This is a genomic window from Verrucomicrobiota bacterium (assembly GCA_039192515.1).
Lineage (GTDB): Bacteria > Verrucomicrobiota > Verrucomicrobiia > Methylacidiphilales > JBCCWR01 > JBCCWR01.
The window spans coordinates 1-26452 of record JBCCXA010000014.1 but is presented as its reverse complement, the minus strand read 5'-3'; the positions used below and the strand labels follow the sequence as shown (position 1 = coordinate 26452).

The 26452-nt window shown below is 41.5% G+C and carries 27 protein-coding genes; 8 read left to right on the top strand and 19 right to left on the bottom strand.

Features of this window, described 5'->3' with window-relative positions; all coding sequences use genetic code 11:
• Positions 1 to 2 precede the first annotated feature (2 nt).
• The 4 genes from AAGA18_07900 to AAGA18_07885 all read right to left on the bottom strand — a co-directional run bounded on the left by AAGA18_07900 (position 3) and on the right by AAGA18_07885 (position 7793).
• Positions 3 to 515 carry an STAS domain-containing protein gene (locus AAGA18_07900; GenBank protein ID MEM9445264.1) on the bottom strand — a complete coding sequence of 171 codons (513 nt, stop codon included), beginning with the start codon at positions 513 to 515 and terminating at the stop codon, positions 3 to 5.
• A 111-nt stretch (positions 516 to 626) separates the two neighbouring features.
• Positions 627 to 3125, bottom strand: a complete 2499-nt coding sequence (locus AAGA18_07895; GenBank protein ID MEM9445263.1) for a tetratricopeptide repeat protein — start codon at positions 3123 to 3125, stop codon at positions 627 to 629.
• A gap of 46 nt (positions 3126 to 3171) precedes the next feature.
• Entirely contained in the window at positions 3172 to 6048 is a 2877-nt protein-coding gene (gene uvrA / locus AAGA18_07890; GenBank protein ID MEM9445262.1) for an excinuclease ABC subunit UvrA, read from the bottom strand.
• Between the two features lie 131 nt (positions 6049 to 6179).
• A complete protein-coding gene (locus AAGA18_07885) occupies positions 6180 to 7793 on the bottom strand; it encodes a hypothetical protein (GenBank protein ID MEM9445261.1) in 1614 nt (537 codons plus the stop codon).
• A 285-nt stretch (positions 7794 to 8078) separates the two neighbouring features.
• Between AAGA18_07885 and AAGA18_07880 the strand changes: the two genes are divergently transcribed.
• Positions 8079 to 8762, top strand: a complete 684-nt coding sequence (locus AAGA18_07880; GenBank protein MEM9445260.1) for a hypothetical protein — start codon at positions 8079 to 8081, stop codon at positions 8760 to 8762.
• A 93-nt stretch (positions 8763 to 8855) separates the two neighbouring features.
• Here the strand turns inward: AAGA18_07880 and AAGA18_07875 are convergent, their stop codons facing one another.
• The 3 genes from AAGA18_07875 to AAGA18_07865 all read right to left on the bottom strand — a co-directional run bounded on the left by AAGA18_07875 (position 8856) and on the right by AAGA18_07865 (position 11457).
• The gene (locus AAGA18_07875) at positions 8856 to 10136 is read right to left on the bottom strand and encodes a dicarboxylate/amino acid:cation symporter (GenBank protein MEM9445259.1); all 1281 of its coding nucleotides are present in this window, start codon (positions 10134 to 10136) and stop codon (positions 8856 to 8858) included.
• A gap of 64 nt (positions 10137 to 10200) precedes the next feature.
• Positions 10201 to 11196, bottom strand: coding sequence for an L-threonylcarbamoyladenylate synthase (locus AAGA18_07870; GenBank protein MEM9445258.1), 996 nt, complete (start codon positions 11194 to 11196; stop codon positions 10201 to 10203).
• Positions 11197 to 11211: 15 nt separating this feature from the next.
• Entirely contained in the window at positions 11212 to 11457 is a 246-nt protein-coding gene (locus AAGA18_07865; GenBank protein ID MEM9445257.1) for a hypothetical protein, read from the bottom strand.
• 163 nt (positions 11458 to 11620) lie between these two features.
• On the opposite strand from AAGA18_07865, the gene AAGA18_07860 reads away from it, so the two are divergent.
• The 6 genes from AAGA18_07860 (at position 11621) to nadC (ending at position 14432) form a co-directional block, all read left to right on the top strand.
• Entirely contained in the window at positions 11621 to 12043 is a 423-nt protein-coding gene (locus AAGA18_07860) for a GAF domain-containing protein (protein MEM9445256.1), read from the top strand.
• Between the two features lie 47 nt (positions 12044 to 12090).
• The gene (locus AAGA18_07855) at positions 12091 to 12318 is read left to right on the top strand and encodes a hypothetical protein (GenBank protein ID MEM9445255.1); all 228 of its coding nucleotides are present in this window, start codon (positions 12091 to 12093) and stop codon (positions 12316 to 12318) included.
• A gap of 41 nt (positions 12319 to 12359) precedes the next feature.
• Entirely contained in the window at positions 12360 to 12578 is a 219-nt protein-coding gene (locus tag AAGA18_07850; GenBank protein ID MEM9445254.1) for a hypothetical protein, read from the top strand.
• A 100-nt stretch (positions 12579 to 12678) separates the two neighbouring features.
• Complete coding sequence (locus AAGA18_07845; GenBank protein ID MEM9445253.1) at positions 12679 to 12867, top strand: hypothetical protein; 189 nt, start codon at positions 12679 to 12681, stop codon at positions 12865 to 12867.
• Positions 12868 to 13130: 263 nt separating this feature from the next.
• Complete coding sequence (locus AAGA18_07840) at positions 13131 to 13520, top strand: response regulator (GenBank protein ID MEM9445252.1); 390 nt, start codon at positions 13131 to 13133, stop codon at positions 13518 to 13520.
• 48 nt (positions 13521 to 13568) lie between these two features.
• The gene (gene nadC, locus AAGA18_07835; GenBank protein ID MEM9445251.1) at positions 13569 to 14432 is read left to right on the top strand and encodes a carboxylating nicotinate-nucleotide diphosphorylase; all 864 of its coding nucleotides are present in this window, start codon (positions 13569 to 13571) and stop codon (positions 14430 to 14432) included.
• 33 nt (positions 14433 to 14465) lie between these two features.
• Here the strand turns inward: nadC and AAGA18_07830 are convergent, their stop codons facing one another.
• Positions 14466 to 15413, bottom strand: a complete 948-nt coding sequence (locus tag AAGA18_07830) for a type I phosphomannose isomerase catalytic subunit (protein MEM9445250.1) — start codon at positions 15411 to 15413, stop codon at positions 14466 to 14468.
• 126 nt (positions 15414 to 15539) lie between these two features.
• Between AAGA18_07830 and AAGA18_07825 the strand changes: the two genes are divergently transcribed.
• Entirely contained in the window at positions 15540 to 16085 is a 546-nt protein-coding gene (locus tag AAGA18_07825; protein MEM9445249.1) for a hypothetical protein, read from the top strand.
• A 75-nt stretch (positions 16086 to 16160) separates the two neighbouring features.
• Here AAGA18_07825 and AAGA18_07820 read toward each other — a convergent pair whose 3' ends face one another.
• The 11 genes from AAGA18_07820 to AAGA18_07770 all read right to left on the bottom strand — a co-directional run.
• Entirely contained in the window at positions 16161 to 17753 is a 1593-nt protein-coding gene (locus AAGA18_07820; protein ID MEM9445248.1) for an MFS transporter, read from the bottom strand.
• Between the two features lie 248 nt (positions 17754 to 18001).
• Entirely contained in the window at positions 18002 to 19072 is a 1071-nt protein-coding gene (locus AAGA18_07815) for an agmatine deiminase family protein (protein MEM9445247.1), read from the bottom strand.
• A gap of 71 nt (positions 19073 to 19143) precedes the next feature.
• A complete protein-coding gene (locus AAGA18_07810) occupies positions 19144 to 19344 on the bottom strand; it encodes a hypothetical protein (protein ID MEM9445246.1) in 201 nt (66 codons plus the stop codon).
• Positions 19345 to 19451: 107 nt separating this feature from the next.
• Positions 19452 to 19715 carry a 50S ribosomal protein L28 gene (gene rpmB / locus AAGA18_07805; protein ID MEM9445245.1) on the bottom strand — a complete coding sequence of 88 codons (264 nt, stop codon included), beginning with the start codon at positions 19713 to 19715 and terminating at the stop codon, positions 19452 to 19454.
• A gap of 18 nt (positions 19716 to 19733) precedes the next feature.
• Positions 19734 to 19964, bottom strand: a complete 231-nt coding sequence (rpsR, locus tag AAGA18_07800) for a 30S ribosomal protein S18 (GenBank protein MEM9445244.1) — start codon at positions 19962 to 19964, stop codon at positions 19734 to 19736.
• Between the two features lie 11 nt (positions 19965 to 19975).
• Positions 19976 to 21109, bottom strand: coding sequence for a TraR/DksA C4-type zinc finger protein (locus tag AAGA18_07795; protein ID MEM9445243.1), 1134 nt, complete (start codon positions 21107 to 21109; stop codon positions 19976 to 19978).
• Between the two features lie 71 nt (positions 21110 to 21180).
• The gene (locus AAGA18_07790) at positions 21181 to 21882 is read right to left on the bottom strand and encodes a hypothetical protein (protein MEM9445242.1); all 702 of its coding nucleotides are present in this window, start codon (positions 21880 to 21882) and stop codon (positions 21181 to 21183) included.
• 323 nt (positions 21883 to 22205) lie between these two features.
• Positions 22206 to 22394, bottom strand: coding sequence for a hypothetical protein (locus AAGA18_07785; protein ID MEM9445241.1), 189 nt, complete (start codon positions 22392 to 22394; stop codon positions 22206 to 22208).
• Between the two features lie 561 nt (positions 22395 to 22955).
• Positions 22956 to 24251, bottom strand: coding sequence for a homoserine dehydrogenase (locus tag AAGA18_07780; GenBank protein MEM9445240.1), 1296 nt, complete (start codon positions 24249 to 24251; stop codon positions 22956 to 22958).
• Positions 24252 to 24313: 62 nt separating this feature from the next.
• Positions 24314 to 25318: a sigma-70 family RNA polymerase sigma factor gene (locus tag AAGA18_07775; protein ID MEM9445239.1), complete on the bottom strand. Its 1005-nt coding sequence runs from the start codon at positions 25316 to 25318 to the stop codon at positions 24314 to 24316.
• Positions 25319 to 26078: 760 nt separating this feature from the next.
• Positions 26079 to 26452 (bottom strand): hypothetical protein (locus AAGA18_07770; protein MEM9445238.1); only part of this gene is annotated, 374 nt, incomplete at its 5' end.

Here is a 26452-nt window from a genome sequence, read left to right as displayed (position 1 = left end):
AATTACTCTTCACTTGTTTCGAGTTTATTTCGAAGGAAATGAATGACATCTTCAAATTTCTCAGCATTGGATTCACTTAAACTGGCAAGTGTTTGATGTGCTTCTAACATATCTTCTGATAGCTGTTCTTGATTAATTTTATCTTCAGCATCTTCTTTAGAGTCGGTTTTTCCATCAGCGGAAATCTTTAAATCATCAGCAACTATATTAAGAATCCTATCTAGCCCAAGTGTTTGCAAGAGTTCCAAATTCTTTTCAGATATGTAATAAACTTGTGGGAGGGGAGTCTGGCTTTTTTTGGCATCAATTGCTAGTCCCGCAATAGTCCCCATGAATGTACTATCCATGTGAGTGCACTTTCCTAGATCTAAGGCAAACTGGTTGATGCCAATTTCTCTGGACTTTTTCGCGAAAGTCTTGAGGTATCTTGCATTTTTGAAAGTTCCTCTGCCCTCTACTCGCACTACCCCAAGATCTCCCGAGTGCTTTACCAGAATTAAATCATCTTCGTGCACAACCGACTACACTATAAGAGAGGACTTTTCTAAGTCAATGCTATCAATTATGCCATGTTTTTATAAGTTGTTGCGAATCAATAGATCTTTCATTATCGTCAATAATACGACCTAGGTTTCCTCCCAAATAAAGTGCCTAGCCTTAAGATCCTCAATTTTATGGCGAAATTCTATTCTGCTAGGTCCTCCGAGCTTTTCTAGGATGCGATAAATGGCAACCGCCCCGCGAATATCATTTAGGTCCTCTTTCATTTCAGCAGCCTCCACACCTGACTTAATAAACCAGAAAAGTTCAGGTTCATGATTCTGCTGAGTTATCTCAGATGGTAGATAATTTCCATAAACAACATCCATGTAAGCCTCTAGTGCCTCTGTTTGTTGATTCATTTCCAATAAAATACGGCCTTTGAGATAGCCTGCTTCATTTTTTGCAGCAATATTAGCGTTTTCATTAGCTAAAATTTTTGAGCAGATGTCGTGTGCTTCTTTTAATCTTTGCGGACTGTTATTTGCAAGCTGAAAGAGGCAGTCAACCTTACGTAATGAGGCTTCAGTCCAAATATAATCATTCGCTTTTTCTTTAATCAATGAATCTGTGATTTTCAATGCTTCCTCATGCTGTCCTTGAAACATAAGACAAACAACCTGTGCTAGACGGGCGTATGGTTTGAACTCACTGTCTTGGTCAACTTTCTCGAGGAGGGAGATAGATTTTTGGTAATTGTTAAGGCCCATGGACGACCTGCCTGCAAGATACATGGATTCATGAACGAATGCATTTGATGGAAAATCCTGGGCAATCTGCTCAAATTTTTTTTGAGCCAAATTATAATTTTGCTCATTATAGTATGAGAGCGCTATTTGGAAAAAAATATGCACTTTTTTTGTATGCTCAGGATAATCAGTTAGTAGGGCTTCGTAACTCTTTCGAATGGTTTCAGCATCACTGGATTCGGAATGTTGTTCTGTAAAAATTTTCCAGTAGATGGCCTCTTCGCGTTGCGGGAATGAAGGGTGATCTTCAATCAAGCCTTCCAGGGTTTCATAAGCTTTCTTATTTTCTGATGATTTGTAGTATGACTTACCCAAGGCATACTTGGCTTCAGCTACTTTAGGAAGAGATGCTGATTTAGCAATGAGCTCAAAATAAATATTCCGAGCCTCTTTGATTTGATCATTTTGCTCTAACAATGAAGCGTGTTCTAACTGGATGGATTCCAGATATTCGCTTTCTGTATATTTCTTCTGAAAAATAGTGGCTTCATTCTCAAATTCGTCAATTTTTCTTGTTCTTGCAAGGCAGATAAGATTTCGGAAGTCACATGTCTCGGAAAGTTGTAGACTTGAGGTTTCTTTAGCAATGATCTGATAGAATTTAGAGGCATTGGCAAAATCATTTTGATCAAACTTAAGGCCAGCCATTTTGAGTTGGGCTTTTAGCTTGAGTTGAGGAGATTCGTTTTGTTCTGCAATTTTATCAAGGACTTCCAAGCTTTTTGGGATGTTATTATTTAATTGAAGTGCTTCTGCCAAAAGGAGATAGCCGTTCCACCGGGCTGGATGGTTATGATAGGAACTGATAAAATTATCTAATTCACTAATGGCTAAGTTGTAATCCTTATCATTGAGATGATAACGAGCTATAGCGAGCCAGGCAAAGATGGGTGGGATTTCCTGTTTCCTAACGAACTCTTTTACTTTAAGGGCTGCAGTCGCAAGATTTCCATTCTTTGATTCAATTTCAAGGTATTTGAGAACCGCAGATTCAGTGGTGTTGGCGGACCGACTTAGAATAAAACATTGTTCATAAGCACTGGCGGATTTTGGCCACTGCTCAAGTATCTCATGGACCTTCCCTTGATTGAACCATGCTTGAGCCACTAGCCTGCGAGGAGTAGCTCGCTGATCAGAAGTAATCCGCTTAAAAGCTTCAAGCGCTTCCGAATATTCTTCGTTTATGATAGCAACTTCACCTTCCCATAGCTTTACTTCGAATAATAGGGGCGGGCGCAGTTTCGCTTGGGTTAATGAAACAATTAATGGACGGGCCTGGGTCCATTTTTCTTGGGCTAGAAGGATTCTGGCTTCTTGAAGCATGGCGAGCTGCTTTACCCCATCACGCTCAGATTCTAGTAGAGGTTTTAGGCAATTAATAGCCCGCTCATGATTTCCTATAGCAAAATGGGCTTTACTCAAACCGATGGACGATTTTGAACTCCATTCTGTCTGCGCGAATTCGTCAATAATCTCTTGGAATAAAGCAATGGCTTTTTTCCATTGTTTAAGTTGACCATAAGTTTCAGCTTGCCAGTAGATAAAGCGAGGATGCCAATCCTCAGGGATGTTTTTTGTCCTGCTAAACTCAGTAAGGGCATTCTCAAAATTATCTTGAAAATAGTAAGCCTGTCCTAAAAGCCAGTAAGCTTCATGTAATTGGCTGCTGTTTGGATAAGCCTTGATAAAGTTATTCAGCTTTAGTGCTGCAAGGTCATGTAAGCCATCTTGAAAGGATCTCTTGGCAAAGGAAAGATCTCTGGTTTCATATGTTTGAGCGCTCAAGCCATAGCCACCTAACATCAATGCCAATAAGCTTAGTACCAACTTGGCCATAGGATATAACCTTATCCAATTTTTCATACTCATATGTACTAGAGAATTACATTTGAAGTTTTCTTTTGAGGAAACTTCCCGTGTAACTTTCTTTACACTTAGCTATTTCCTCAGGTGCGCCAACGCACACTACTTGGCCACCTTGGTTTCCACCTTCTGGCCCTAGGTCTATGACGTAATCTGCAGATTTTATAATGTCTAAATGATGTTCAATCACGATAATTGTATTCCCCGCCTCTCGCAACTGAAATATAATGCGTAAAAGATATTCAATATCAAGCAAATGCAAGCCTGTAGTCGGTTCATCCATGATAAAACATGTATGTCCTGTTGTCTTCTTGGAGAACTCGGTAGCAAGCTTGATGCGTTGTGCTTCCCCACCTGATAGAGTGTTGGAAGGCTGTCCCAATTTTAAATAACCTAGACCTACTTTCGATAAGGCCTCAAGTTTCTCAGTTATCGCGGGAATGCTACTAAATAGGTCAATTCCCTCATCAACCGTTAGATTGAGAACGTGGGCAATGTGATGTCCCTTATAAGTAATCTCTAAAGTCTCTCGGTTGAAACGTTGGCCCTTGCAGTGCTCACATTCTACAAATACGTCTGGCAAGAAATGCATAGCTAAGCGTATATACCCATCGCCTTTACAATGTTCACAACGTCCTCCAGCTGTGTTAAAGCTGAAGCGATTTTTTGTGTAGCCCCGAATGCGTGAAGAAGGCAATTGTGCATATAAGTCGCGTACGAGATTAAATGCACCAATGTAAGTGAGTGGATTGGAACGCGGTGTTCGGCCGATCGGGCTTTGGTCAATTGTTACTACTTTGTCGAGTTCATCTAGTCCAGTAATTTTATCATGTCGTCCAGGCTTGTCTTTTGATCGGAAAAAATGTCTAAAAAGAGCCTTGCTAAGCACTTCATTGACAAGAGTGCTCTTTCCAGAACCACTTACTCCAGTTACACAAGTAAAACAACCAATGGGAAAAGAAACATTAATACCTCCTAAGTTGTTTTCTCGAGCATTGATAATATTCAAAAACCCTTTGTGCAAAGGTTTACGCTTTTCAGGAATAGGTAAAGATTCTTGCTTTGATAAATAACGGCCAGTGGTTGACTTAGGATGATTTGCTATGTCGCCTGGTGTGCCTTCTGCCACCAGATAGCCACCACGTGGTCCAGCAACTGGTCCGAGATCGATAATGTAGTCAGCTCGCTCCATGGTATCTTCATCGTGTTCGACTACAACTACGGTATTTCCTAGATCTCTGAGATTTTCGATAGTTTGCAATAAGCGTTCATTATCTCGTTGATGAAGTCCTATACTGGGTTCATCTAAAACGTATAGCACGCCTGTCAGACCAGCACCTAATTGCCCAGCAAGTCGTATACGCTGTAACTCTCCTCCAGAGAGACTTCCTGTTTCGCGGTTTAGCGTTAAGTAACCAAGTCCTACGTCTTTCAAGAATCTTAAGCGGTCTAAAACTTCTTGGCACAGATCTTCTGAGGCATCTGCTTTATTACCACTCCAATGAAGCTTTTTAAGAAAGGACTCAGCATTTTCTACTGTTGCGTCACAGAGCTCATGAAGACTTAATTGAAATTCGCTATGGTTGTTTCCAAGCGTTACTGCGCATATTTCAGGACGTAAGCGTGAGCCACGACAAGCTCTACACGTTTGATGAGTCATGAAGGCATGAATTCGTTGACGAGTAGTGGAACTCGAACTGTCATTGTAAAGCTCTTCCAGCTGTTGCCGAATGCCTACAAAAGACTGGTTGAGCTGTGGTATGGTTCTAGCACCCGAGCCATATAAGAGAACATGTTGAAACGACTCTGGCAGATCTTTCCATGAACTTGTCATACTAACTTTATAGTATTCAGCCAGCTTCCTTAGTAAGTGCTGATAATGTGTAGCGAGTTTTACAGGTGCTTTCTTCCAGGGGAGAATAGCGCCATCTTCTAAGCTCAAGGAATGATCTGGAATAATAAGATCATTATCTAAGATGGCTTCCGTTCCCAAACCAGAACAAGTGGGACAGGCTCCTAAAGGGCTATTAAATGAAAAGTGTCGTGGTGTAACGGTGGGAAATACAAATCCTGTTTCAGGATCAAAATTTTGATTACTTAAATGCCATTGATCAATTATTTTTTGTTCATTATCTAACCACAGTATTGTGAGGACTCCTTGCCCTTTATCTAAAGCTAATTCTACAGATTGACTTAGCCGGTTCTGAATCTTTGAAGTTACCTTAAGGCGGTCGATTATTACTTCAATATCGTGTGGCTGCTCTTTGTCGGTGGCTATCTCTTCATCTAAACTGTACATCTTACCGTCAACACGTACTCGGACAAAGCCATCACGACGTAGTTGCTGGAACAGAGCTTTATGATGCCCCTTGTCTTGGGAAACCAAAGGAGAAGCGATAACAAAGCGCATACCTTCCTCCTGAGATAATATTTTATCGACAATTTCTTGGCTACTGAATTTTTGTAGCGGTTTACCAGTTTCTGGATGATGAGCCTTGCCTGAGGTGGCATAGAGTATTCTGAGATAATCGAGAATTTCAGTAACTGTCGCAACGGTAGAGCGAGGACTGTTAGATCCAGATCTTTGCTCGATAGCTACGGCGGGGGATAGACCATCAATAATATCTACATCGGGTTTTTCCATCTTGTCTAAAAATTGTCTTGCATAGGAGGAGAGGCTATTAATGTAACGGCGTTGCCCTTCAGCAAAAAGCGTGTCAAATGCCAAAGAGGATTTTCCTGATCCAGAAGGTCCTGTGATAACCGTCAGCTTATTCTTTGGTATCTTTAGCGACAGGTTCTTGAGATTGTGCTGGCGTGCTCCTTGGATTGAAATGAAACCCCTTTCATGGGAATCATTCTTTACACCTTGCTTTTGAGTATGATGACAATTCATGGCAAAAAACTATTTGTATAAATACTCTCCGAGACTATTAGGAAGGAATTTAACAAAAGGTCAATGCGTGCTTACTAAGGCTATCAAAGGGTTTTCTAGGCAGTTCTGTTTTCCTGAATCTGGTATGACAATTATCGGTTACTCATACTTGGTGCAATTCTAAACCAAGTAACAAGACAAATGGCTATGATACCTCCTCCCACAAGGATTAATACAACGCCGGTGATAATGCGATTTAAATGTGTTTTAGCCTCATGATATGCTATTTCCTCAATTGGTAGATTCGGATCATCTGGCCAGACAGTTTTCATCTCTGTTATAATATCATGTGCTTCATCGATTTGATAATAGACCAGTTTATTTTTATATATATCTAACATCATGGTCTTAACACTATTTAGTTCAGTATTTTCTGGCCATAATTCTCTTGCGGTAATTAAAGTTTTTCCTGCACGAAAGTAATCCCCTGCTGTAATTAATCCTCTGGCTTCATTAACCTTACGGTTAGATGCTTTCTGCCTAATGTTTGCCTTTATTTCTGCCCACTGCTCTTTTGCTGTCTCGGGGGCACTTTCAGGAAGCCTTAATCTCACATTTTCATTCAATTGATTTTTAGAAATGAGAACAGACACATTTTGTGAGAACTGCTTTATTTCAGCTAAGTTTTGCTCTATTTGATGTTTAGTTATTGTATCAAGCTGTATACTTTCTGATAAAGATCCCAACTCACCAATACCCACTAATTCAATATTTTTATTTAAGTCAATGATAGAAGAAAAAATATGGTCCCAATAATACTGTTTGATGGATACTATCTCACTCTTAAAAAAATCAACTAAGGGAGTCAGGCCAGACCAAGTTTGGCTGACTCTTTTCAAGTTAATAAAAATTTCTTTTAGGATGTTAGGGTTCTTGAGGTCACTTTCTTTAAATTTATGATATGTCTGATAGGTTTCTGCAAACTGATTAATAGCAGTTAACAACTTGCTTTCATCGGTTCTTAGGATTTTCTGTAGCTTTGGATGATCACTCGTATTCACTACATCTTGAGGGAAAGCGTACCTTAAACCCTCTACAAGATATGGGTAATAAATACTATTTCCTAACTGTTGCATTTCATCCGCTAGGATGTCGATATCATGCTCGATGGTGTTGCCTAATTTTTCTTGTGCCCGCATGACTTCCATCATCAAATCATTGATCATAAAGAACTCATTGACTTGCGCATGTTTGTTTGGGGGGTACCACTTGTCATCAATACGTGTCCATTTCTGAGCCACCAACTCTTTCTCTTTATCAAATTTATTCAGAAATTTTCTAATTTCATCAGCTCCGGCACTTTTTGGATAATTCTCTAAAAAATTTTGAAAGTGTTTTTCCTTATAATGGTCGTAAAACGCTAATGATTTTGAAGTGCTAGGTATTAAGAGGAGGTCTTTAATTTCTTTAAATAGAATCTTCGAACGGTCTCCGCGCTTGATATCCCTAATATTACTCCTGGGTATTTCCCTGACATCTGAAATTCCTCTAAATTGTGAAGTTTCTATTTTTACTGTGTTAGCGTTCTCTTCAATAATAACACATTGTATCTCTCTTGATTTTTTATAATTTGGGATATCGCTTGGTTCATGTAGAAAGATAGTGTCTATGCCCAACAAATCCTGATTGAATGCATAACTAGGACAACCAATCAAATACGGCCATACTATCAGAAAGCAAAAATATAATTTTAATTTGTTATACATACACTCTCATAGTAAATCGTCATAAATAGGTGTTTTTTTACTGAGATCGGTGAAAATTACTGCAAAAATGATAGGTAATTAAATTATCCAAAGGCTAACTTTGCTGTTGTTTTCTTTAGGCGGGGGACAGGAAATGATTAGCACAAGATTTCCTTTGGATAAGATAAAACAGTTCTAGGATACTTACCATAACGAATCTTGTCTTTGTAAGTAATTGGCTATCAATGCGATACCATTTCAATGCTCGAGCTAGATATTCGATAAAATTGGCCGATATGATTATAAATGAGACTAATAGTATTTGTAATAGCAGCAAGTTTTCTATGCTCTTACGTTGCTGCCGAAGCTCCAAATCCAACCTATGATAAAGTGCCCGATGATTTTGATTCATCAAATATCATAGGTAAAACGGAAGTTGGTATTCTTTATTATGACGCAGGTCAGGCCTTGCATTTAGATCTCAAGCAATTACCTAAGGAAGTCGCAGAAAAATATCATATTGAAACACAAAAGATGCAGCCAATTAAGGACCCATTGCTTTTAGTGGGCAGTCTTAATCAATGGAAGGAAACACTTGCTGCAAAAGCAAAGCACCTTAAAGAACAAAGTATAGAAAAAAGTAAGTTGGTAGATACCAAGAGGTCGAATAAGCGGAGGAGGGTATCAGGCTATAAATCAAAGATTACATCTGCAGAACTTGATAGAGTCTATAATGATAAAGATTTCTACAACAAAACGATCACTGTATCTGGAACCATCAGTAGGATTGTCCAGCTAGGTGATTCTAAAAAGTATGAAATACAAATGGATGGAATTATTTCTAAAACCATTACCAGCTATGCTCAAGTTACGCATAGGGACTTTAATTTTAACCCCAAGCAAGTAGATCATTATAAGGTTGGCTATAAGGCTCATTTAATGGGGAGAGTTGTGGGTATTAATAGCAAAGGATTTATCAAATTAGAATAATCTCCAGCAGATTTTTAAATCTCTGCTACATTATCAGAGTTAAGTTTATCCGACGTGAATCTATTTTTCTGGTTTCCTAGACCATAGAGGGTTTTAGGAAAGCAGTTTGGTCTTTTCCCCTTCAGTGCGAGCAATAATAACAGCACCGCAAGAATCACTGAATACATTTACACTGGTCCGACACATATCCAAAATGCGGTCGAATACCATGAGCAATCCGAGAGCTTCTTTGGGCATACCTACTGCATTTAGAATAACAAGGATGGCAACTAAACTGGCCGAGGGTACGCCAGCAACTCCTATGGAAGTGAGAAGTGCTAAGACAACAGTCGTCATTTGAGTGGCGAATGATAGGTCACCTCCATAAACTTGGATAAGGAATATTACGGCCACACATTCGTACAATGCAGTTCCATCCATGTTTACTGTAGCACCAAGAGGTGTTGTAAAATTACTTATGCGACGGCTTACTCCTGCTTTGTGTTGTAAGCACTCCATGGTGACAGGAAGTGTTGCGCTGGAAGAGGCTGTTGAAAACGAGGTTAAGAGTGCTGGGAACATGGCACGATAATGTTTGAAGGGGTTCACGCGCCCAATTACAGATAGCAAGATGGGCATGGTAACAAAGAGGTGAATTCCTAGGGCGAACAAAACCGTTAGGAAGAACTTAAATAAGCTCAAAAAGAGGTCTAAATCACTTTTTACCGAAACCTCTGCTACGAGCCCAAAAACACCAATGGGAGCAAAACGCATGACGAGACTTGTGATTTTGAGCATGACTTCGTATACCGCTTCAGAAGTATTCGTTAATGATTTGGAAAGGTCTTTACGGATATGAACAATAAAGTATCCAAATAAGATAGAAAAGACGATAAGACCGAGCATTTGCCCTTCAACTGCCGCCTTAATGATATTTGGGGGAAGCATGCGCAAGAAGATCTCAACAATATCCCTCATGCCGCGATCACCCACTTTTGAGGAAACTTCTTCCTCAGGCGCTGCTATTTCTTTAAGTATTGAATTAGGCTGACCATCTTTCAAGCCTGGCTCTGTTATGTTGACTAGAAAAAGGCCTGTTAGAATCGCGAGTATACTAGTAGTAGCATAATAGCTTAGGGTCTTGAGTCCTAATCGGCCAAAGGCATGGTCTTTGCCTAAACCAGCCATACTAGTAATGACCGCCGAAACTATTAGAGGAACAATGAGCATTTTAAGAGCCTGTAAGAAGAGATCGCCTAGAAATTCATAGATACCTAAGACAGGTATAGAAAAAAGCTCGGCATCTTGGGGAATGAGTTGTCCGAGCAAAATGGCTAAAAAAATTGAGACAAGGATTTGAATATAGAGTGGGATTCCAAGAATTCGCTTAAGCATATTCACCTAGGTATATGAAATACATGAAACTGAGGAAAGCAGAAAGAATCGTGCTCATTCGAATTTACCGGCCAGCAGGAGCGACGATAAAATCATTGTCTATGAGTGCAACTGCTCCAGAAGATGCCTTGATGAGTCGATCGTTGATGGCTCGACCCAGGCTGTAGTCAGGAATAGGCTCACAATAGATTTGACTTGCATCACTTTGATCTAGTTCTCGCATGGCTTGAAAAAGATTTGCCGCAGCCTCTCTTAGGTCCCCTTTTGCGGAGAGGGTAAATGAAATAGGGGGAAGATTCTGCTGTCGGTCAAAGAAGAGATAGGCGTTTTCTTTAGGGAGCTCTTGAGGTAGTTTTTCGAATGCTAGATAAAGCGGTGTCCGTGGTGCGTAATGGCTCTTGAGCATGCCAGGGGCTTCAGGATGTTCGCCCAGTCCTTTTTGTTGAATAGGCCCTAGATACGGTTCTAAATCTTCGGCAGATATTGCCCCGGGTCTGAGGATGGCAGGTTTTCCCTCGGCAAAGTCTATGATCGTCGACTCAATACCCAACTCGCATGGCCCACCGTCCAAGATAGCTGGTATTTTGTCGCCGAGTTCTTCTTCAACAGCCTCTGCAGTGGTTGGACTAATGCGTCCAAAGGGGTTGGCACTCGGTGCAGCTAGGGGGAATTTGCAATGAGTGAGTAGCTCTTGAGCTACAGGATGGGCAGGGCAGCGCACGGCAACGGTAGGCAAGCCAGAAGTTGCAATATCTGGAACAGATGCGCATTTCGGTAGAATAATGGTAATGGCTCCTGGCCAGAATGCTTGAATAATTTTTTCTGCAGCTTCTGGGACAGAATTTACTATTTGTCCAAGATCATAATCTTTCGATATATGTAAAATGAGTGGATCAAAGGATGGACGCCTTTTGATCTCAAAAATCTTGGCGACGGAGGAAGGGTTTAAAGCATTTGCAGCAAGCCCATAAACGGTTTCAGTGGGCATGGCGACGCATTCTCCTGCTTTTATTAAATCGGCTGCCTTCTGAATATGGTATTTGCTAGTCGTGTATATCACAGAGGTAATCTCTCATTAAGCATAACTCCAATCCGAATGATACAATTGAGACTTAAAGATCTCTTCAAGATCTTGATTCCATAAAACATAGAGCCTGCCAGAAATATCATTATTTGAGACCCATGTCTCGGCTGCATCCGGATGAGTGCTCTGCGCGCCGAGTAGCTTCACCCTCGCTAGTTTGGAAGAGCTTCGCTCAGACGGTTTGATTAACAGATCTTCGGCGACTCTCTTTTCCTTGTCACTTAAGCTTTTGCGCATCTCATTGAACTTCTATTACATGTTCCGGCTTAAAACAAGTCTTTGTCCTGAAAAAGCCCAAATTATTTTCAAGAGATCGTGGTTAGGGGCCAATATCACATTTTAATCATCAATTTAATTCAAAGAGGTATCTCAGATGTAATTAACAGATGCATCTGATCTGATGCCTATCTTGGCGAAGATTACGCAAGAGATCTCACAGGTGCTCGGCGTTGAAAGGGTGGGGATTTGGAGCTATGAAGACAAACAGAAGGCAATACGTTGCATCGAGCACTTTGAACGAAGGTTGAACCGTCACAAGAAGGGCTGCGTTCTAGAAAAATTCAATGACCCTAGAGCAAGAGAATTTAAGCGCTATTTCGAACAACTCAGCGTTAAATCTATGCTCGATGTTCCTTTTTCTATCCTGGGAAAAAGAGGAGGAGTGATTTGTATAGAGAATGTTGAGGAGGTGTGCGAGTGTACACTAGGCGAACAAATTTGTGTCCCCTCTGCGGCGGATTCTATTTCTTTAATCATGAGTACTTACGCTAGCCAAGTGAATGAATACGCGCTGAAAAATAAAGCGGCCATTATTGTGACTTAGTGGATCATTTACCTGTAGGAGTTGTTATCTGTGATCCTTAAGGAGTCTTGCAAGAGATTAACTACCAAGCTACCAAGTGGTCGGGTGAGGACCTTGATAGCTTTCCAGCTTTCAACCATGCTCCCGGCATAATTTTCAACAAAGACGAAGTTGGTGTATTGCCAGAAGAACATTTCCTGCAAGAAGTTATCTCGAAAAAGTCTGCGAAGCATGACTTATCTCTTGGTTATGGCAAATCTCAGGAAGAGAAGATTCAATGGTTCATGCGGTTCTAGATTTTAGTCAACGGAATAACTAACAACATATTGTCATTACCTTGTTGAATATTCCCCAAAATGTGGAGTCCGTGCGTGATCAAGATAAGGCCTCAAGGTCAGAATTAATTAGGCAGATAGCAAAAGGATCTGACCATGATTTTAATAACCATCTTTGTGTGCTCATGATGAATTTACCTGTCATTGACCAATTTGAAGATTTATCTGCTTCTATGAAGGAGTGTTTGCAAGAGGCTCTACAAATGGCAGATTTAACCTAAGAGCTCAATAAACGATTGTTGAGCTTCGCGGGATGGCGACAAGCCAATTCAAGAGAAAATCAGGCCGAGGCAGTTTTTCAAGGATGCTGCTTCTGTAAGTATGGGTGGCACTTCAGCTAAAGTTGATATTCAGGTAGATAATGAACTTCCTGTTTTGGAGATCGATCGGAATCAAATCCAACAAGTCATTCATCATCTTATCTATAACGCTCGACAAGCTACGCAAGATAGATCAACCATCTTTTCAAAGCGCGAACAGTTATCATGGAGAGCCAGAAAGACGGACTAACACCTGCGGGGTATGTGGAATTTTCCGTTAAAGATACAGGGCCTGGCATTGCTCAAGAAGTGCAATCGCGGATATTTGAGCCTTAGTTTACTACAAAAAAAGAAAGTAGTGGACTGGGTCTAGCTAGTGCATACTCTATTATCAAAAACACCAATGGACTATTTGCTTTCATACGGAGGAGAATGCAGGGACAGAGTTCACTGTTTGTTTACTGGTGTCCTCAGTCCAAGTAAGGGCGAGTTATGACGGTGATGCCATGAGACATGGCAAAGGAAAAGTGTTTGATTCTAGATGATGATGAGCGCCTTTCTCGTTTACTTGTCAAGGGGTTGGAGTGTTTTGGTTGTGATGCTCTATCAACAGTGACTAGTGATGAGTGCTTGGGTCACTATTCAGATGCAATGAAAGAAAACCAGCCATATGACTTCGTTATATTGGATCTCGCATTATCGGGTGAAAGGGGTGGAAAAGAAACTCTAGATAGTTTGTTGACCATAGATCCTAAGGCTAGAGCCATCGCTACAAGTGGTTATAAGGAAAAGGATCCAATGGTGAACTATCGTAAATATGGGTTTAAAGAGGTTTTGCCTAAGCCATTCAGCATTGTAGAATTATTAGATGTGGTCGACCGTGTTGTAAAAGGCAGTCAATAGGTTGCGCCATGCATTCGACATTTCATCTGGATACTGCATGATGTCTTTATGTCGATTGAGAGTTTAGAACCAAGTATTGTCCATGAAGCTGCAGCTCGAGCACTGGGAGAAGATAGAGGACCTCTTGATATTACAAGTGAAGCAACGATTCCTCCAAATCTAAAAACCAAGGCAAGAATCTTTTGTAAGGAGCAAGGTGTGTTATGCGGGGTAGTTATTGCTCGAGCTGTTTTTCATGAAGTTGATCCATCTCTGAATGTAGAAATAGTAAAAGCGGATGCTAGCTCTATGGCTAAAAATGATACGGTCATGACCATAAAGGGAAATGCAAAAAGCATCACCGTTGGTGAACGAGCAGCATTAAACTTTTTACAGCACCTTTCAGGAATTGCTACTAAAACTGCTCGCTATGTTACAGCATTGGGTGAGGGAGCCTCTACTCAAATTTTAGATACGCGTAAAACAGTTCCTGGCATGAGAGCGCTCCAAAAGTATGCGGTTCGCTGTGGCGGTGGGCTGAATCATCGTAAAGGACTCTATGATGAATTCATGATCAAAGATAATCATTTTGCGATGGCAGCCCTCAACGGATGGAATATTGAGCAGGTAATAGGAGAGGCTAAGCGTTTTGATCCAGATAGAAAACTGACAGTGGAAGCTGATACCCTAGCACAGGTTGAAGTTATCGCAGAGCTGGGAGTGGATCAGATATTGCTAGATAATATGAGCAATGAAGAGATGCGGATGGCTGTAGAGTTAGTAGCTGGAAAAGCTAAACTTGAGGCATCTGGTAATATAACCCTAGAACGTGTTCCTGAAGTAGCTGCTACTGGGGTAGATTATATTTCTGTCGGTGCTTTGACTCACACAATCAAGGCATTAGATTTCAGCTTAGAGACATCTTGGTCTTGAAAGAATAAACAAAGCAGGCCGAAAAAAAGTTTCTTAAGGAAAACTCACGGTAACAAGCTCGCCATAATCTTCTAGGCATTCAACTTCCAAGGTGCCACTATCAGCCGTAGCAATCAGACTTGTGCCACGCTTGATTTCTTGATCGCCAATTTTAAAATTACCTTGCGCGGTATGTAAAAATTGGCAGGTATGGGTCGAGATATGAAGATCTTTAGTTTCTTTCTCATAATAATCAGATCTGTAAATATTAAAGAGAGGACACTCTAGGAGTTTGTTGCCGTGGCGTTGTGTGAAAGTGGGTTCAAAGTCCTTAAAATCAATACATTCAAGAGATTCTTGAATATGTAATTCTCGAGGTTTTCCATCAGTCCCAAGCCTATCCCAGTCATAAACTCGAAAAGTGGTATCAGAATTTTGCTGGATTTCTAAAATAACGTTTCCGGCACCTATTGCATGGACACGTCCAGATTGTAAGAACATGACTTCTCCATTGACGGTCTTTACTTCATGAAAACAGTCTGCGACCGTTCTATCTTCAATGGCTTCTTCAAAACTTTTTTTTGAAACTCCCTTTTTGAGTCCAACATAAATCATGGCTTCATCTATTGTATCCAAGAAGTACCACAATTCAGTTTTCGGTTCTCCATTGAATTTTTGGGCCAACTCAGCCGGCGGGTGTACCTGTAGAGATAGCTTTTCTTGTGCGTCTAAAAGTTTAATGAGAATAGGAAAACGCTCTGTATCAGGTGCTTTATTTCCAAAAATCCTTTTCTTATCTGAGCTTGTCCACAGGGTATGAAGTGTTTTTTCTGATGCCTGTCCATCTTCTAAGAGTTTTACGTCTGCTTCTGGTCGATCGCATATTTCCCATGATTCTCCGATTAATTTGTCCGATGGAATGTCCCGGCCGAACAATTTATTTAGATTTTGCCCCCCCCAGATACGTTCCTGATAAACAGGTTCAAAAGAAAGTAATGCCATATATAGAAAATAAAATAGGCGCTTGGTATCAAGTGGAAAGTTAAATCTAGGATCTATACAAAAACTTCTTAACTAATTTCAGATAAGTCTTGATGTTCTCCTGCTAGCTGGTGTGCTTGTTCGTGTATGCAAGCGTGCGAAGTCTGGTCAGATCTGACACCCCAATTAAATCATGAAATTCTCGAGTCAGCTTATTTAAAGAATAAGAAATTATATCGCAGTGCTCTAGATGAACTTAGCAAACAGTTGAGAAAAAGAGTGGTTACTATTCAGCAAATGCCTCGTAAAGAAAGGCACTTATTATTTCAGCCTCTGCTAGGCCTGCCTCAACTGCATATGATTTCTCAAAACCTTCTAATGAGTTGGTTGGGACGGGACAAAATAGACATGCTCTCTGTTTTTCTTGATGAATTAGGCATTGAACATGATGGGGCAGGATGCGCTAGCAGTTTCCCAGATAGCATGGATAAAAAGAAGATAAAAGCAGCTGTTGATAAAATCTATCAAGATTTTGATGCTGCTGCTGTCACTCTTTATCTCAAGACATTTGATAGTCTTACCCATATGCAGTGGGATGGTGTCGAGGAAATGATTCGAGAAACAAAGCACCTATCAGATAAGGCCGAAGAAACAGATCGAGATGCCAAGCAAACGTTAGAAACAAAAGCCTAAATCACTTTCCTCCATCACATATTGGAGCCACATAACGTAGCTCTCTATATCATCTGGGTTAAAACTAAGATTTATTTATACATGTGAGTGCTCAGGCTCGGAAGATTTAGGTTTGGCCTCGGACTGCTCAATCACTTTAGGCTTATAGCCCCCTCGACTCTTGAAGAAAAGGATCAAACCAATATAGCACACCAGCATGAATGCGGGGAATACTGCCATCTTAGCAAGTGCTCCTTGCGTTTCCTTTTCACGTATTTCACCTAATTCTGTTTGTTGAGCCTCGGGGAGTTTTTCAACGCTGCCGGCATCCAGTGCGACATAGTTACCCAGTAGGTAATCATTTTCTTTGGTGACATTTTCGTAAATAGCCGGCATTTCTTTTTTAATAGCAGAAGTAACGGAAGTTTCTTGTAAGTATCCAATAAAGGGACCTCCAAGAATACCTACAGTCAGCATTCCGATGCCCGCGATGGCATTCAAAGTAAGTGCGCCGCCCTTAGGTGTTTGTTCCGCCACCACACCTAGCATAGTCGGCCAGAAGTACGTCTTTGCTACGCCATAAATGGTGGCAGCAACAAAGATGAAGACAACTGCCGTAGCAAAAGAAAGCAGGTAAAGACCTACAATCGCTAAACCTGAGCAAAGAGCCAATAAGCCTAGAGGCCCAAACATCTTAATAACTGGTCCCGCAAAAAAGCGCAAAACCATCATGATAGCCGAAGTATAGACCAACACCCAAGTTGGATCCCAGCCCGCAGCGTGCATAGGTTTTTCCATCAGGGCAGAGATCCATCCATCGGTTCCCAGCTCAGTGGTGGCAAGAGGCATCATAATGATGACCAGGATCAATAAAAGAGGGTTTCCAAATGATCGGCTGTATACTCCATATGCTAATACAGAAGCAGCAATGAGGCCCCATGTAACAACCGTGGACCACGCAAAGACTGCACCAAGCTGTGCGAAAATTAGATAAAATGCGATGAACGCGCCAACAGTTCCAAATTCTGCTAACATTTCTCGGTAGCTTGATCCAGCTGCCACACGTTCATTTACAGGGAATTGCTGCTTAGCTAACATGATCAAATACACCACCGCCGGTAAAAACATCAGACCAATAAGAATTCTCCAATCATTTGCCACCATGTCGCTAAGACCTATGGCTAGGATACCCCCTAAAATGAGACCAGCTGGCCAGCCTGCGTGCAGAATATTGAGCCACTTCGACTTTTCATCTTTAAAGAGAGTCGCAACAACTGGGTTAATAAAAGCTTCCACTGTTCCGTTGCCCAGACCGAGAATCACCGAGCCCCAATAAATGAAATGCCATGCTTTGGCTTGAGCGGCAGCAAGGTCAGCCCCCTCTGCGTTGACGATACTGTAAGCGGTTATGGCCAAGCCTCCAAAAATGGTGTAGCAAACAAAACTAAAATACATGGCAAACTTATAACCAACCCGGTCAATGATTAAGCTAAATAGAATGATACTGATGGCGAATGGCCATATTCCCGCACCAAAAAGGACTCCTCCTTGGACTTTGTCCAAGCCAAACTCTTCAGGCCAAACCCCGCTGTTAATTAAGATGGCCCTAATAATAAAGGCCATTGACGTTGTGATAAGGGCTATGAATGAGCCCCAGAAGACCATTTGATCATTTTTGCTATGTTTCATAATGTTTGTTCTAGTTTGCCATGATTTCACCTAATAGAACTTGTAATTAAATGAATAGGCTTAAGGTTTATCTTGTGTGCTTATACAAATAATTAAGATACGGAGCAATAACTATTTTTCCAAGGTTACGAGGTTGAGCTGCTTTGAAAAGTTTCTACAAATATTTTACGTATCCAGACTAGCTTAAATTTGGTGTGTAATCTTTGTTATTATGGACATTATATAGGCAATTTTGTGACTATTAAAGCTTACAAAGGCTGTTGTTGAGTGATGCAATGAATAGAACCCAGACCAACTACCAAGGATCGGCAATCTCTGCCCATTACTTTCCTTTCAGGAAAGGCATCTTGGAGTATTGTTAAAGCTCTCTCATCATTGGGATCCGAGTAGGTAGGAACGAATACGATATTGTTTGCAATATAGAAGTTAGCATAACTGGCAGGGGAACGCCCAAAAGGATTCTCTAACCTTTTTTGAGGCATGGGGATTTCTAAGACTTCTAGGGATTGATGGTTCGCTAGCTTCAATTTCGCTAGCTGCTTAAGGTTATTTTTGAGTGGCTCGAAATTAGGATCTGATTTGTTGTGTTCGACCGCAGCAACAATTTTGCAAGGGGAAACAAACCGAGCAATATCATCAATGTGGCCATCCGTATCATCTCCTTCGATTCCTTGGCCCAACCAGTGTATGCGATCACATCCAAGATTCTTACATAGGTAGCTTTCAATATTAGTTTGGTTCAAGTGAGGGTTTCGGTTAGGACTGAGTAAGCACTGGCGAGTTGTTATCAAGTCGCCTTCACCATTAACTTCAATGGAACCGCCCTCTAAGACCAGGGAGTGATTTAGGGTAGGAGTCTTAAGATATTGTCCCGCTTTGAGGGGGATTTCATTATCATCTTTCCAAGGACTGTATTTTTCCCCCCAACTGTTAAAGATAAAATTGTGAGCTACTAAAGTGGATGCTTCTGCAGAAGCATTTTTAACAAATATGGGTCCAGCATCGCGCATCCAGGAATCATCATATGGCCAATGGTGTAGATGTAAATTTGCTGCATCATAGATGGAATGAGTAACTAGCTTTTGAGTTAGATTTTCAATTTCATGTTCTGGTATGAGCAGGTGCACCTTTTCGTATGGAGTCAGGTGAGCGATTAAAAAGGCAAAAGTATCTTGCGTCGGAGCTAAGTAAGGCTCGGGCCAGGTTTCTTGGTTGAGAGGCCAGGCTAACCACGTGGCCTCATGTGGTTCCCATTCCGCAGGCATGCGGTATAAGGAAAGATCAACGGACTGAGCACTCTGGAGTTCAGAATGGGGCATAGAACACTGCGTCCATAAAAAAGGCGGTCATTTGGATAACCGCCTTTTTATGAAAAATGCGACGAAAAAGTCTAACCTTTTTTCAGAAGAGGCAGACCTGTGCGCTCATTCTCTGAGACAATGTAACCTTCAGGTAGGGCGTCAATTGCACCTGGCTTAATTTCCCCTGCAAAGTAATATAGATTCACTTTTTTTCCACCCTTAAGCTCTTGCTCCCTTAAGTGAAGATAATAGGTCTTGCCACTTTTCTTGCTAACTGTACTGAATGCCATGTTACAAATTCTCCGGTTTAAGTTCTGTAAAGATATTACGCTCTTGATTTAGCTGTAGGTCAAGCGACTACTTTGATAAATTTTAGATAAGTTGCTATTATGGGAAATTAGATAAGACCAGCTTCTTTAAGAACGCTATAAGCACCTCGTTTATCGATGGTTTTGAGTGCTCTAGCCGTAATTTTTACACGAACGTGTTTGTTTAGCTCAGGGACCCAAATACGTTTGTTACGAAGGTTAGGGGTAATGGTACGCGGTGTATTACCGGTGACGTGCATACCTATGCCTCCTTTTTTCTTGGCTTTACCTGAGCGGTTGATTTTGCGGCCGCGCGAAGGTGCCGCACCTGTGATTGAACAGATACGTGACATGTGTGAATTTCTCCTAGATTATTTTAGCAATAAAACATTACGTGATTTTCTGATTTCACGAGTAAGTTTACGGTGAAGCTTAGAGGTCATTCCTGTCACACGACGAGGCAATATCTTTCCGCGTTCTGTCATAAACTTTCTCAGAAAGTCGGTGTTTTTGTATTCAATAGCGTCGACGTGCACATCAATGCGGCGTCTTGACGACCTAGCATTGCGACGCCTGCGGCGCGCATTCTTCTTAATAGTCATTTCGAGATCTCCTAGTTTTTTAGTTTCTGAGCCTCTTCCTCGCCGCTATCCTCATCTTCTTCATAGAAGTTATCAGCAGACTCCATAAACTGAGGAGTCGTGTCCCAACGGTTTCGGCTACGGTTCTGAAGCTCTACATTTTTCTGGCATTCTATTGTAAATCGAGCAAAAGGGATAGCCTCTAATCGTTCCAGAGGTATACTTTCTCCTGACATTTCGCAAACACCGTAAGTGCTTGTTTCAATGCGCTTGATTGCCTCCTCAATTTCATAAAGGGCATCTTGTTCTTGGCTAAGTAAACTGAGGGCGAAATCTTTTTCGTATGCATCGCTACCGGCATCCGCCTGATGCATGCCAAATGCGGAAGAGGAGCTGCTATCAGACTTTGAACGAAGACTGTCTTGAGCGACTCCTTGCATTTGATCGAGCATGTGATCGCGTAGTTCTAGCAGACGTCCTTTTTGTAATTCTAGGAATTTAGCACTTAGCTTGATTTTCTTAACCGGGGCCTTGTTAGTTTTAGATGTAGGGAGAGGAGAACCGTCCACCCTTAATTCAGCTTTGGGTTTGATGGGGAAAAGGGGCTTGCGGTAGACTTTTTTGACAGGTTTTACTCTAGGAGCAGAGGTCTGCGTTTTGGGAGTAGCTTTTGTTTCGTTGGCCTGAGCTGTTGTAGGCGTTTCATGTATCTCCACGGCGGGAGAACCCTTCGAAGCTTTCGTTCTAGGCTTTGGTTTTGCTGCTGTTCTGGTAGTCACAACCTTTTTATTCGGCCCCTTTTGTAAACTCTTCACAGATGATTTAGTTGTTTTCGTAGACTTTTCCTTAGCGGCTTTATTTACCCTCGTTAAAATGGGCTTCTTCGCAACGGTTTTGGCTTTTTTTGCCGCTGCTTTCTTGGCTGGAGCCTTAGCGCTTTTCTTTGCGGCTGGTTTCTTAGCTGATGTTTTGGAAGCAGGCTTAGATTTAGACACCCCTTTAGTCTTTACTGCTACTTTCTTACTGGCAGTCTTCTTTTGAGCCTTACCTGCTTTGCGGGGAGCTGCTTTTTTCTTTGCAGCGACTTTCTTTTTAGCGGCTTTAGCTGGCAAGGCTTTCTTTTTGGCGACTTTTGATGCCTTCTTCTTCAATGCTTTTTTGACCATGAGAGCCGGTTACGCTAGCCCAGAGTTCATAATTTGCCAATAGAAAAATGAATAGGCTTAATTTTTCCTGCCTAAAAAAATGGCCATTTTTTCCTTATCAGCCAACCAAATACAAAAACAACCAAGAGTATAGAGCATGAAAAGGGTATTATTAGCCACCCCTTTAGATAAGTCACTAGGCCTTTTTCATCTTTATTCACACCTATATTCCCCGAAGACTCGAAAAAATAGGGCTCAGGGGGCCTGGTCAAACCCGCTGGAAAGATATCAGTTAATAATGCTTTAGAATTCGCTGGATATAGGTTAATCACCAAAGGATAGTATTCTCTAGGGAAATGCAAGCGAAAGCTCTTAGCTCTCTGAGGTAAGAGACCCTCATACTCGATGAGCCCCCAAAGGGATTCCCCAAAAGATGGCTCATAGTCAAATTCAGGATCTTTGGAAAATCTTGACTCGTAGCTTATTGGCTTATCATCAACCAAAAAACGAATATGCTTAGCAAGCGACTCTAAAATGGGAATTCGGATTTCATCACCGGTTAATGTTTCGTTAGTGTAAAGTTCTTCCAGCGATTTAAATTCGCTCATATTAGGCCAGTCATTTGGAAGATTGAGAAAGATCGCTTCGCCATCCAAGCGGATACTGACTTGCCACTGGCTCGGGGAGGGGAAGCGAATTTCCGCAATAGCTGTTTGCTGGTCTGCCATGTGGGCTGAAAGTATGGATGTGTAGCCAACAGTAAGTAGGGGAAAGACGTATAGTTTTCTGAACATCCTCACTGACGAGCATGCTAGGGTGATAAAAGAAAGTCGAGGCAATAGGTCATGAGTCTAACTTTCATCACCGGGTTATTGGTATCTGCTATATGGAGAACTTACACTTCTTCTTTTCAGTTTGTTCTTCACCATTTTGTCAAGCCTTCCTCAATTCTCATCATCTGGTAGTTAAGGCAACCGTACAGACTTAATGGCACTTCCGATTGTATCTTTTTGTCATGCTCGAGTTAAACCAGATTAAAAACTCACAGAATGCTTTTCTACTCTAAAGCTCTTCTATGTAGTATAGGCCATCTTATCCGATCTAAGTCACTAGACTCCTAAGTCGTGTTAGGGGGATCTTCTTTAGGTGCTGTATCAACCAATTTTTCATATTCCATTGTAGCAAAGAATGGAGTTTGTGATTTGTCAGAAATCAAAGCCCTAAGAAGTAGTTCTCTATTTTGATGGTCACTATTCCATTTTACAAAGACAGAACAAGAACCTGCCACACTCTTCACTTTCCTCAACTTTTAAACGGTGGCATTATCATTGCATAAAAGCTTGAGTCATAAGGGAGTGAAACAGTTGATGTAGATGTATTAATCATATGGTCTGAGCTAACCTGAATATGAAGCAAACGAAGGCTTAGCTATCAACTGTATGAAGTGTCAATCTAATGGATTTCAAAATTAATAGGCAACAATGCCTAGTCCAACTTGTCATTCTCTAGCTCTTCTTTATCCTCATCTCTCGCTTTTTTATTGTCGTCCTCCGGCTTGACTGAGGGGTCCAGAAAATCTGCACAGAGCACCTAGGCTTTGATTGGAGCTGATGTCAGAGAATCCATTCGGCTGAAAAATCTATAAATACTTCAATCTCCTGAGTAACCCGTTTGAACCGGGGTATGCTGAGAACGTCTATTTAAAATGAACTCAAAAATACTCTAGATAAAGTAGTAATATGGATTTCAGGAGATAAATTAGGAATGATGCTGCGAGGTGGTTCTACCTTTCTAGCAGTCAAGATTTGTGACAATCATCGGGCTGATCTTGAGAACCAGCTACAGGAGTCATGGCAAGCTATTCGATTTACTCCTCAAAGTCTTCCAAACGAATCACTTGATTAGGTGATTTGACTACAGGTAACTGGGTAATGGTTTGCATGGCTTCCTGCAGAACCAATTCTTTTGCTTTATCTAGCATAAGGACCAATGGGATAGTGCCATCCGCATTTGACTTATCAGGTTGGATGACCGATGAGATACCAATATTGTTCTTTCCAAAAGCGTCTGCAACTTGTGCTAACACACCAGGCTTATCATCAACTGTAAGGCGGACATAATACCGGGTTATCACTTCATCCATAGTAATGAGTTTGTTGTAAAGATGGTGTTCTTGGAAATGTCGTGCAGCATCACCCGATGCTATTTGCGAGGCAACTTCTATTGTGTCACTCAATACCGCACTAGCAGTAGGATCAGCTCCTGCACCTCGGCCGTAAAAGAGAGTATTGCCCACGACATCTCCTTCAACCGCTACAGCGTTATAAACACCATCTATAGAAGCCAGGACATGTGATTTTGGAATGAGGGTAGGGTGAACGCGAACTTCTACAGCGTTTTTCTCATTTACTTTAATCGTTGCTAGCAGCTTAGGTAAATATCCTAGGCTGCTCGCGAAATCAAAATCCAAAGGTGTTAAGTTGCGAATGCCTTCTACAAAAACATGATCAAATGGAACGAAGAAGCCGTATGCGAGTGTTGCCAAGATGGCTGCTTTATGTGCTGCATCAATGCCATCGACATCAAGGGCCTCATCGGTTTCTGCGTATCCAAGGCGTTTGGCATCAGCCAAGATCGTTTCGAAGTCAGCACCTTCTGAAGCCATGCGAGTCATAATGTAATTACAAGTCCCATTGATAATACCATGTATGGATTTAATATGGTTTGCTTGTAGACCTTCTGTTAGGGCTTGGACTATAGGAATCCCCCCGGCGACACTGGCTTCAAAATAGAGTGGGACTTTTCTTTCGGTTGCTAGAGCAAAAAGCGACTCGCCTCTTTCAGCGAGTAAAGCTTTGTTTGCCGTTACGACAGGCTTATCTGATTCAATAGCCCTTTGCACTACCTTGTAAGAAGTGTCAGTTCCTCCCATTAACTCAATAACTACCTGAACTTTAGGATCTTGGATAACTTCGAGCCATTCTGTGGTCAAACAAGAAGGGTCAATGCCGCGGTCCTTTTTGATATCGCGCACGGCAACGCGTGCGATGTTCAATTCCAATCCGGAACGTTGGGTGATCAAATCACTATTCTTACGCAAAGCCTTAACCAATCCGCCTCCTACAACACCACATCCTACAAGTCCTAACCCTATCGTCTTCATAAATGTTCCATGAAGCCAGATCGTAGACGTTTCGTCAATGGATGAAATAGATTATAACAAGACTAGGCCAGTAAACTTCCGGTTTTATCTGGAAATGGCTTCTTAATTTCTAGACAAGAGGTTTCGCGAGGTAGTTTGTTCTCTAGGATGCCCCGGGTTTCTTTTTTAGCGGCACTCTTTTTTGCTTGTAAGTTTTTAGCAACGCGCTTGGACTCGGAATCCATTCTTCGGATCGCTCTTCGCACTTTGCGCAGAGCGCCGTTCTGTAATTGGCGTATGCGCTCGCGGGTTACGTTAAAAGACTTGCCGATTTCCGAAAGAGTTTGCACATCTTCTCCCTCTAGACCAAATCGAAGTGAGAGAATGCGTATCTCACGCTGATCCAATTCTGCAAGTGCTTCAATAGCAGCCTGCTGCATATTCATTTCTTCTAATTGCTCTGAGGGATCGTCCGAGTTGGCGTCACCAAGGCATTCTGCGAGTGTATAGTCTTCCGTATCACTTAAGGCAGACGCATCTAGCGACAGTGTTTCGAGCGACACTCTTTTTAGCATAGCAACCTGAGCTATAGTCATTTCTAACTCTGCAGCCAGTTCAGAATCTGTAGGATTCCTACTCAGTTCATCCGTTAGTTGATGCTCAATGCGTCTCATTTTCTGAACGCGATCACTCAGATAAACAGGCAAACGTATAGTTTTACTCTGATTGGCTAGTGCTCGTCTGATGGATTGCTTGATCCACCAAGAGGCATAGGTGCTGAATTTAGCACCTTTTTCTGGATCAAATTTTTCAACTGCACGTATAAGGCCCAAATTGCCTTCTGAAATCAGGTCAAGCATGGGTAGTCCATAATTCTTATAGTCCTGAGCCAACTTAACGACAAGTCTGAGGTTTGCTTGGATCATATGCTGACGTGCTCTGGAGTCGCCAGCCTTGATCTTTTCAGCCAGCTCAATTTCCTGAGCTCGTGTCAGTAATTTGGTCTTTCCAATCTCATTCAGATATGCCTGGAACGTATCCTGAATTTCCCCTGATTTTTTAACTTTGATGGGTTCCTTCTTTTTCATAATCACTGCTTTCCTCTTATAAGATCGGGTGGAAACACAAATAAATTAAACATTTAATCCAAATCTTTATTAACCGTATGTGTATACATAAATATGATTAGCTTATTTGCTAATGAATAATTGATAGTGCCTGGTCCAAGCTATTATGCTTTCAGACCTCTTAGAGTTATCTCCGGCTTATTTTATTGTCATCTTGCGGCTTGACCGGGAAAGCTATAAAAAATTTGCGCGGAGCACCATACTGCTTAGATCGGGGTCAGTTTCAGGGGATCAAATCCGGAAAAGTGCACAGAGCAACTAGGCTTTGATTGGAGTTGGCATCAGAGGATCAATCCGGCGGAATAATTTATGAATGCTTCAATCTTATCGATAACCCCAGTGACAAAAATGGATATTTAAATGTTATTGAAGTGAATTCAAACATGCTCTGAATAGATACTGATGCCTGCGAGCATTCTCTGCTAACCATAGAGCGAATAATGAACAAGGGTTAGTTTACAGAAATGAGCACAGAGGATCTTTAACGCGGATTAGGTAATAGAAGTTGAACGAGATGCATAAAAGCTTGAGCCACAATGAAAAGAGACTGGATAATCTGATTAAGGCATTGCTCCCGGCTACGATGGCTAAGAGCTAGGAAGTAGCTTAAAGTTAAGCTTGAAAGCTTCTAGATGCTTAAAATTATCCCACAGTAGCAAGGCTTACTTGGCCTTGGGGTCTACTGTGGGAATCAGTATTTAGTGCAGGTCTTGCATACTTGTTAAGGCAAGGTAACTGGTAAGGTAGCTGCCCAAGCCTGCCAGTCAGCTAGAAGTTCGGCCTTTTTATCTGCATAAAGAGGATTTTTTTGGAGGTCTTTGGTCTCGTATAAGTCGGCTGTTAAGTTGTATAGCCCGGTTATCTTGAAAACTCCTGGTCTTTTCTCATTTACATACAGCCTCCATTCGCCCTCGTCATCGACTTGTTTCATTGAACGTTCCCAGTATTGGTTACTTACGCGCGAACGATCGTTCCCCATCCAGATGTCTAGTATATCTTCTCCATGAAACTCATTAGGGTTGATGTTTACGCCTGCAATTCCACACAATGTAGGCAGCCAATCTAAGGCGGATATGGTTGACGTGTTGTTCACTT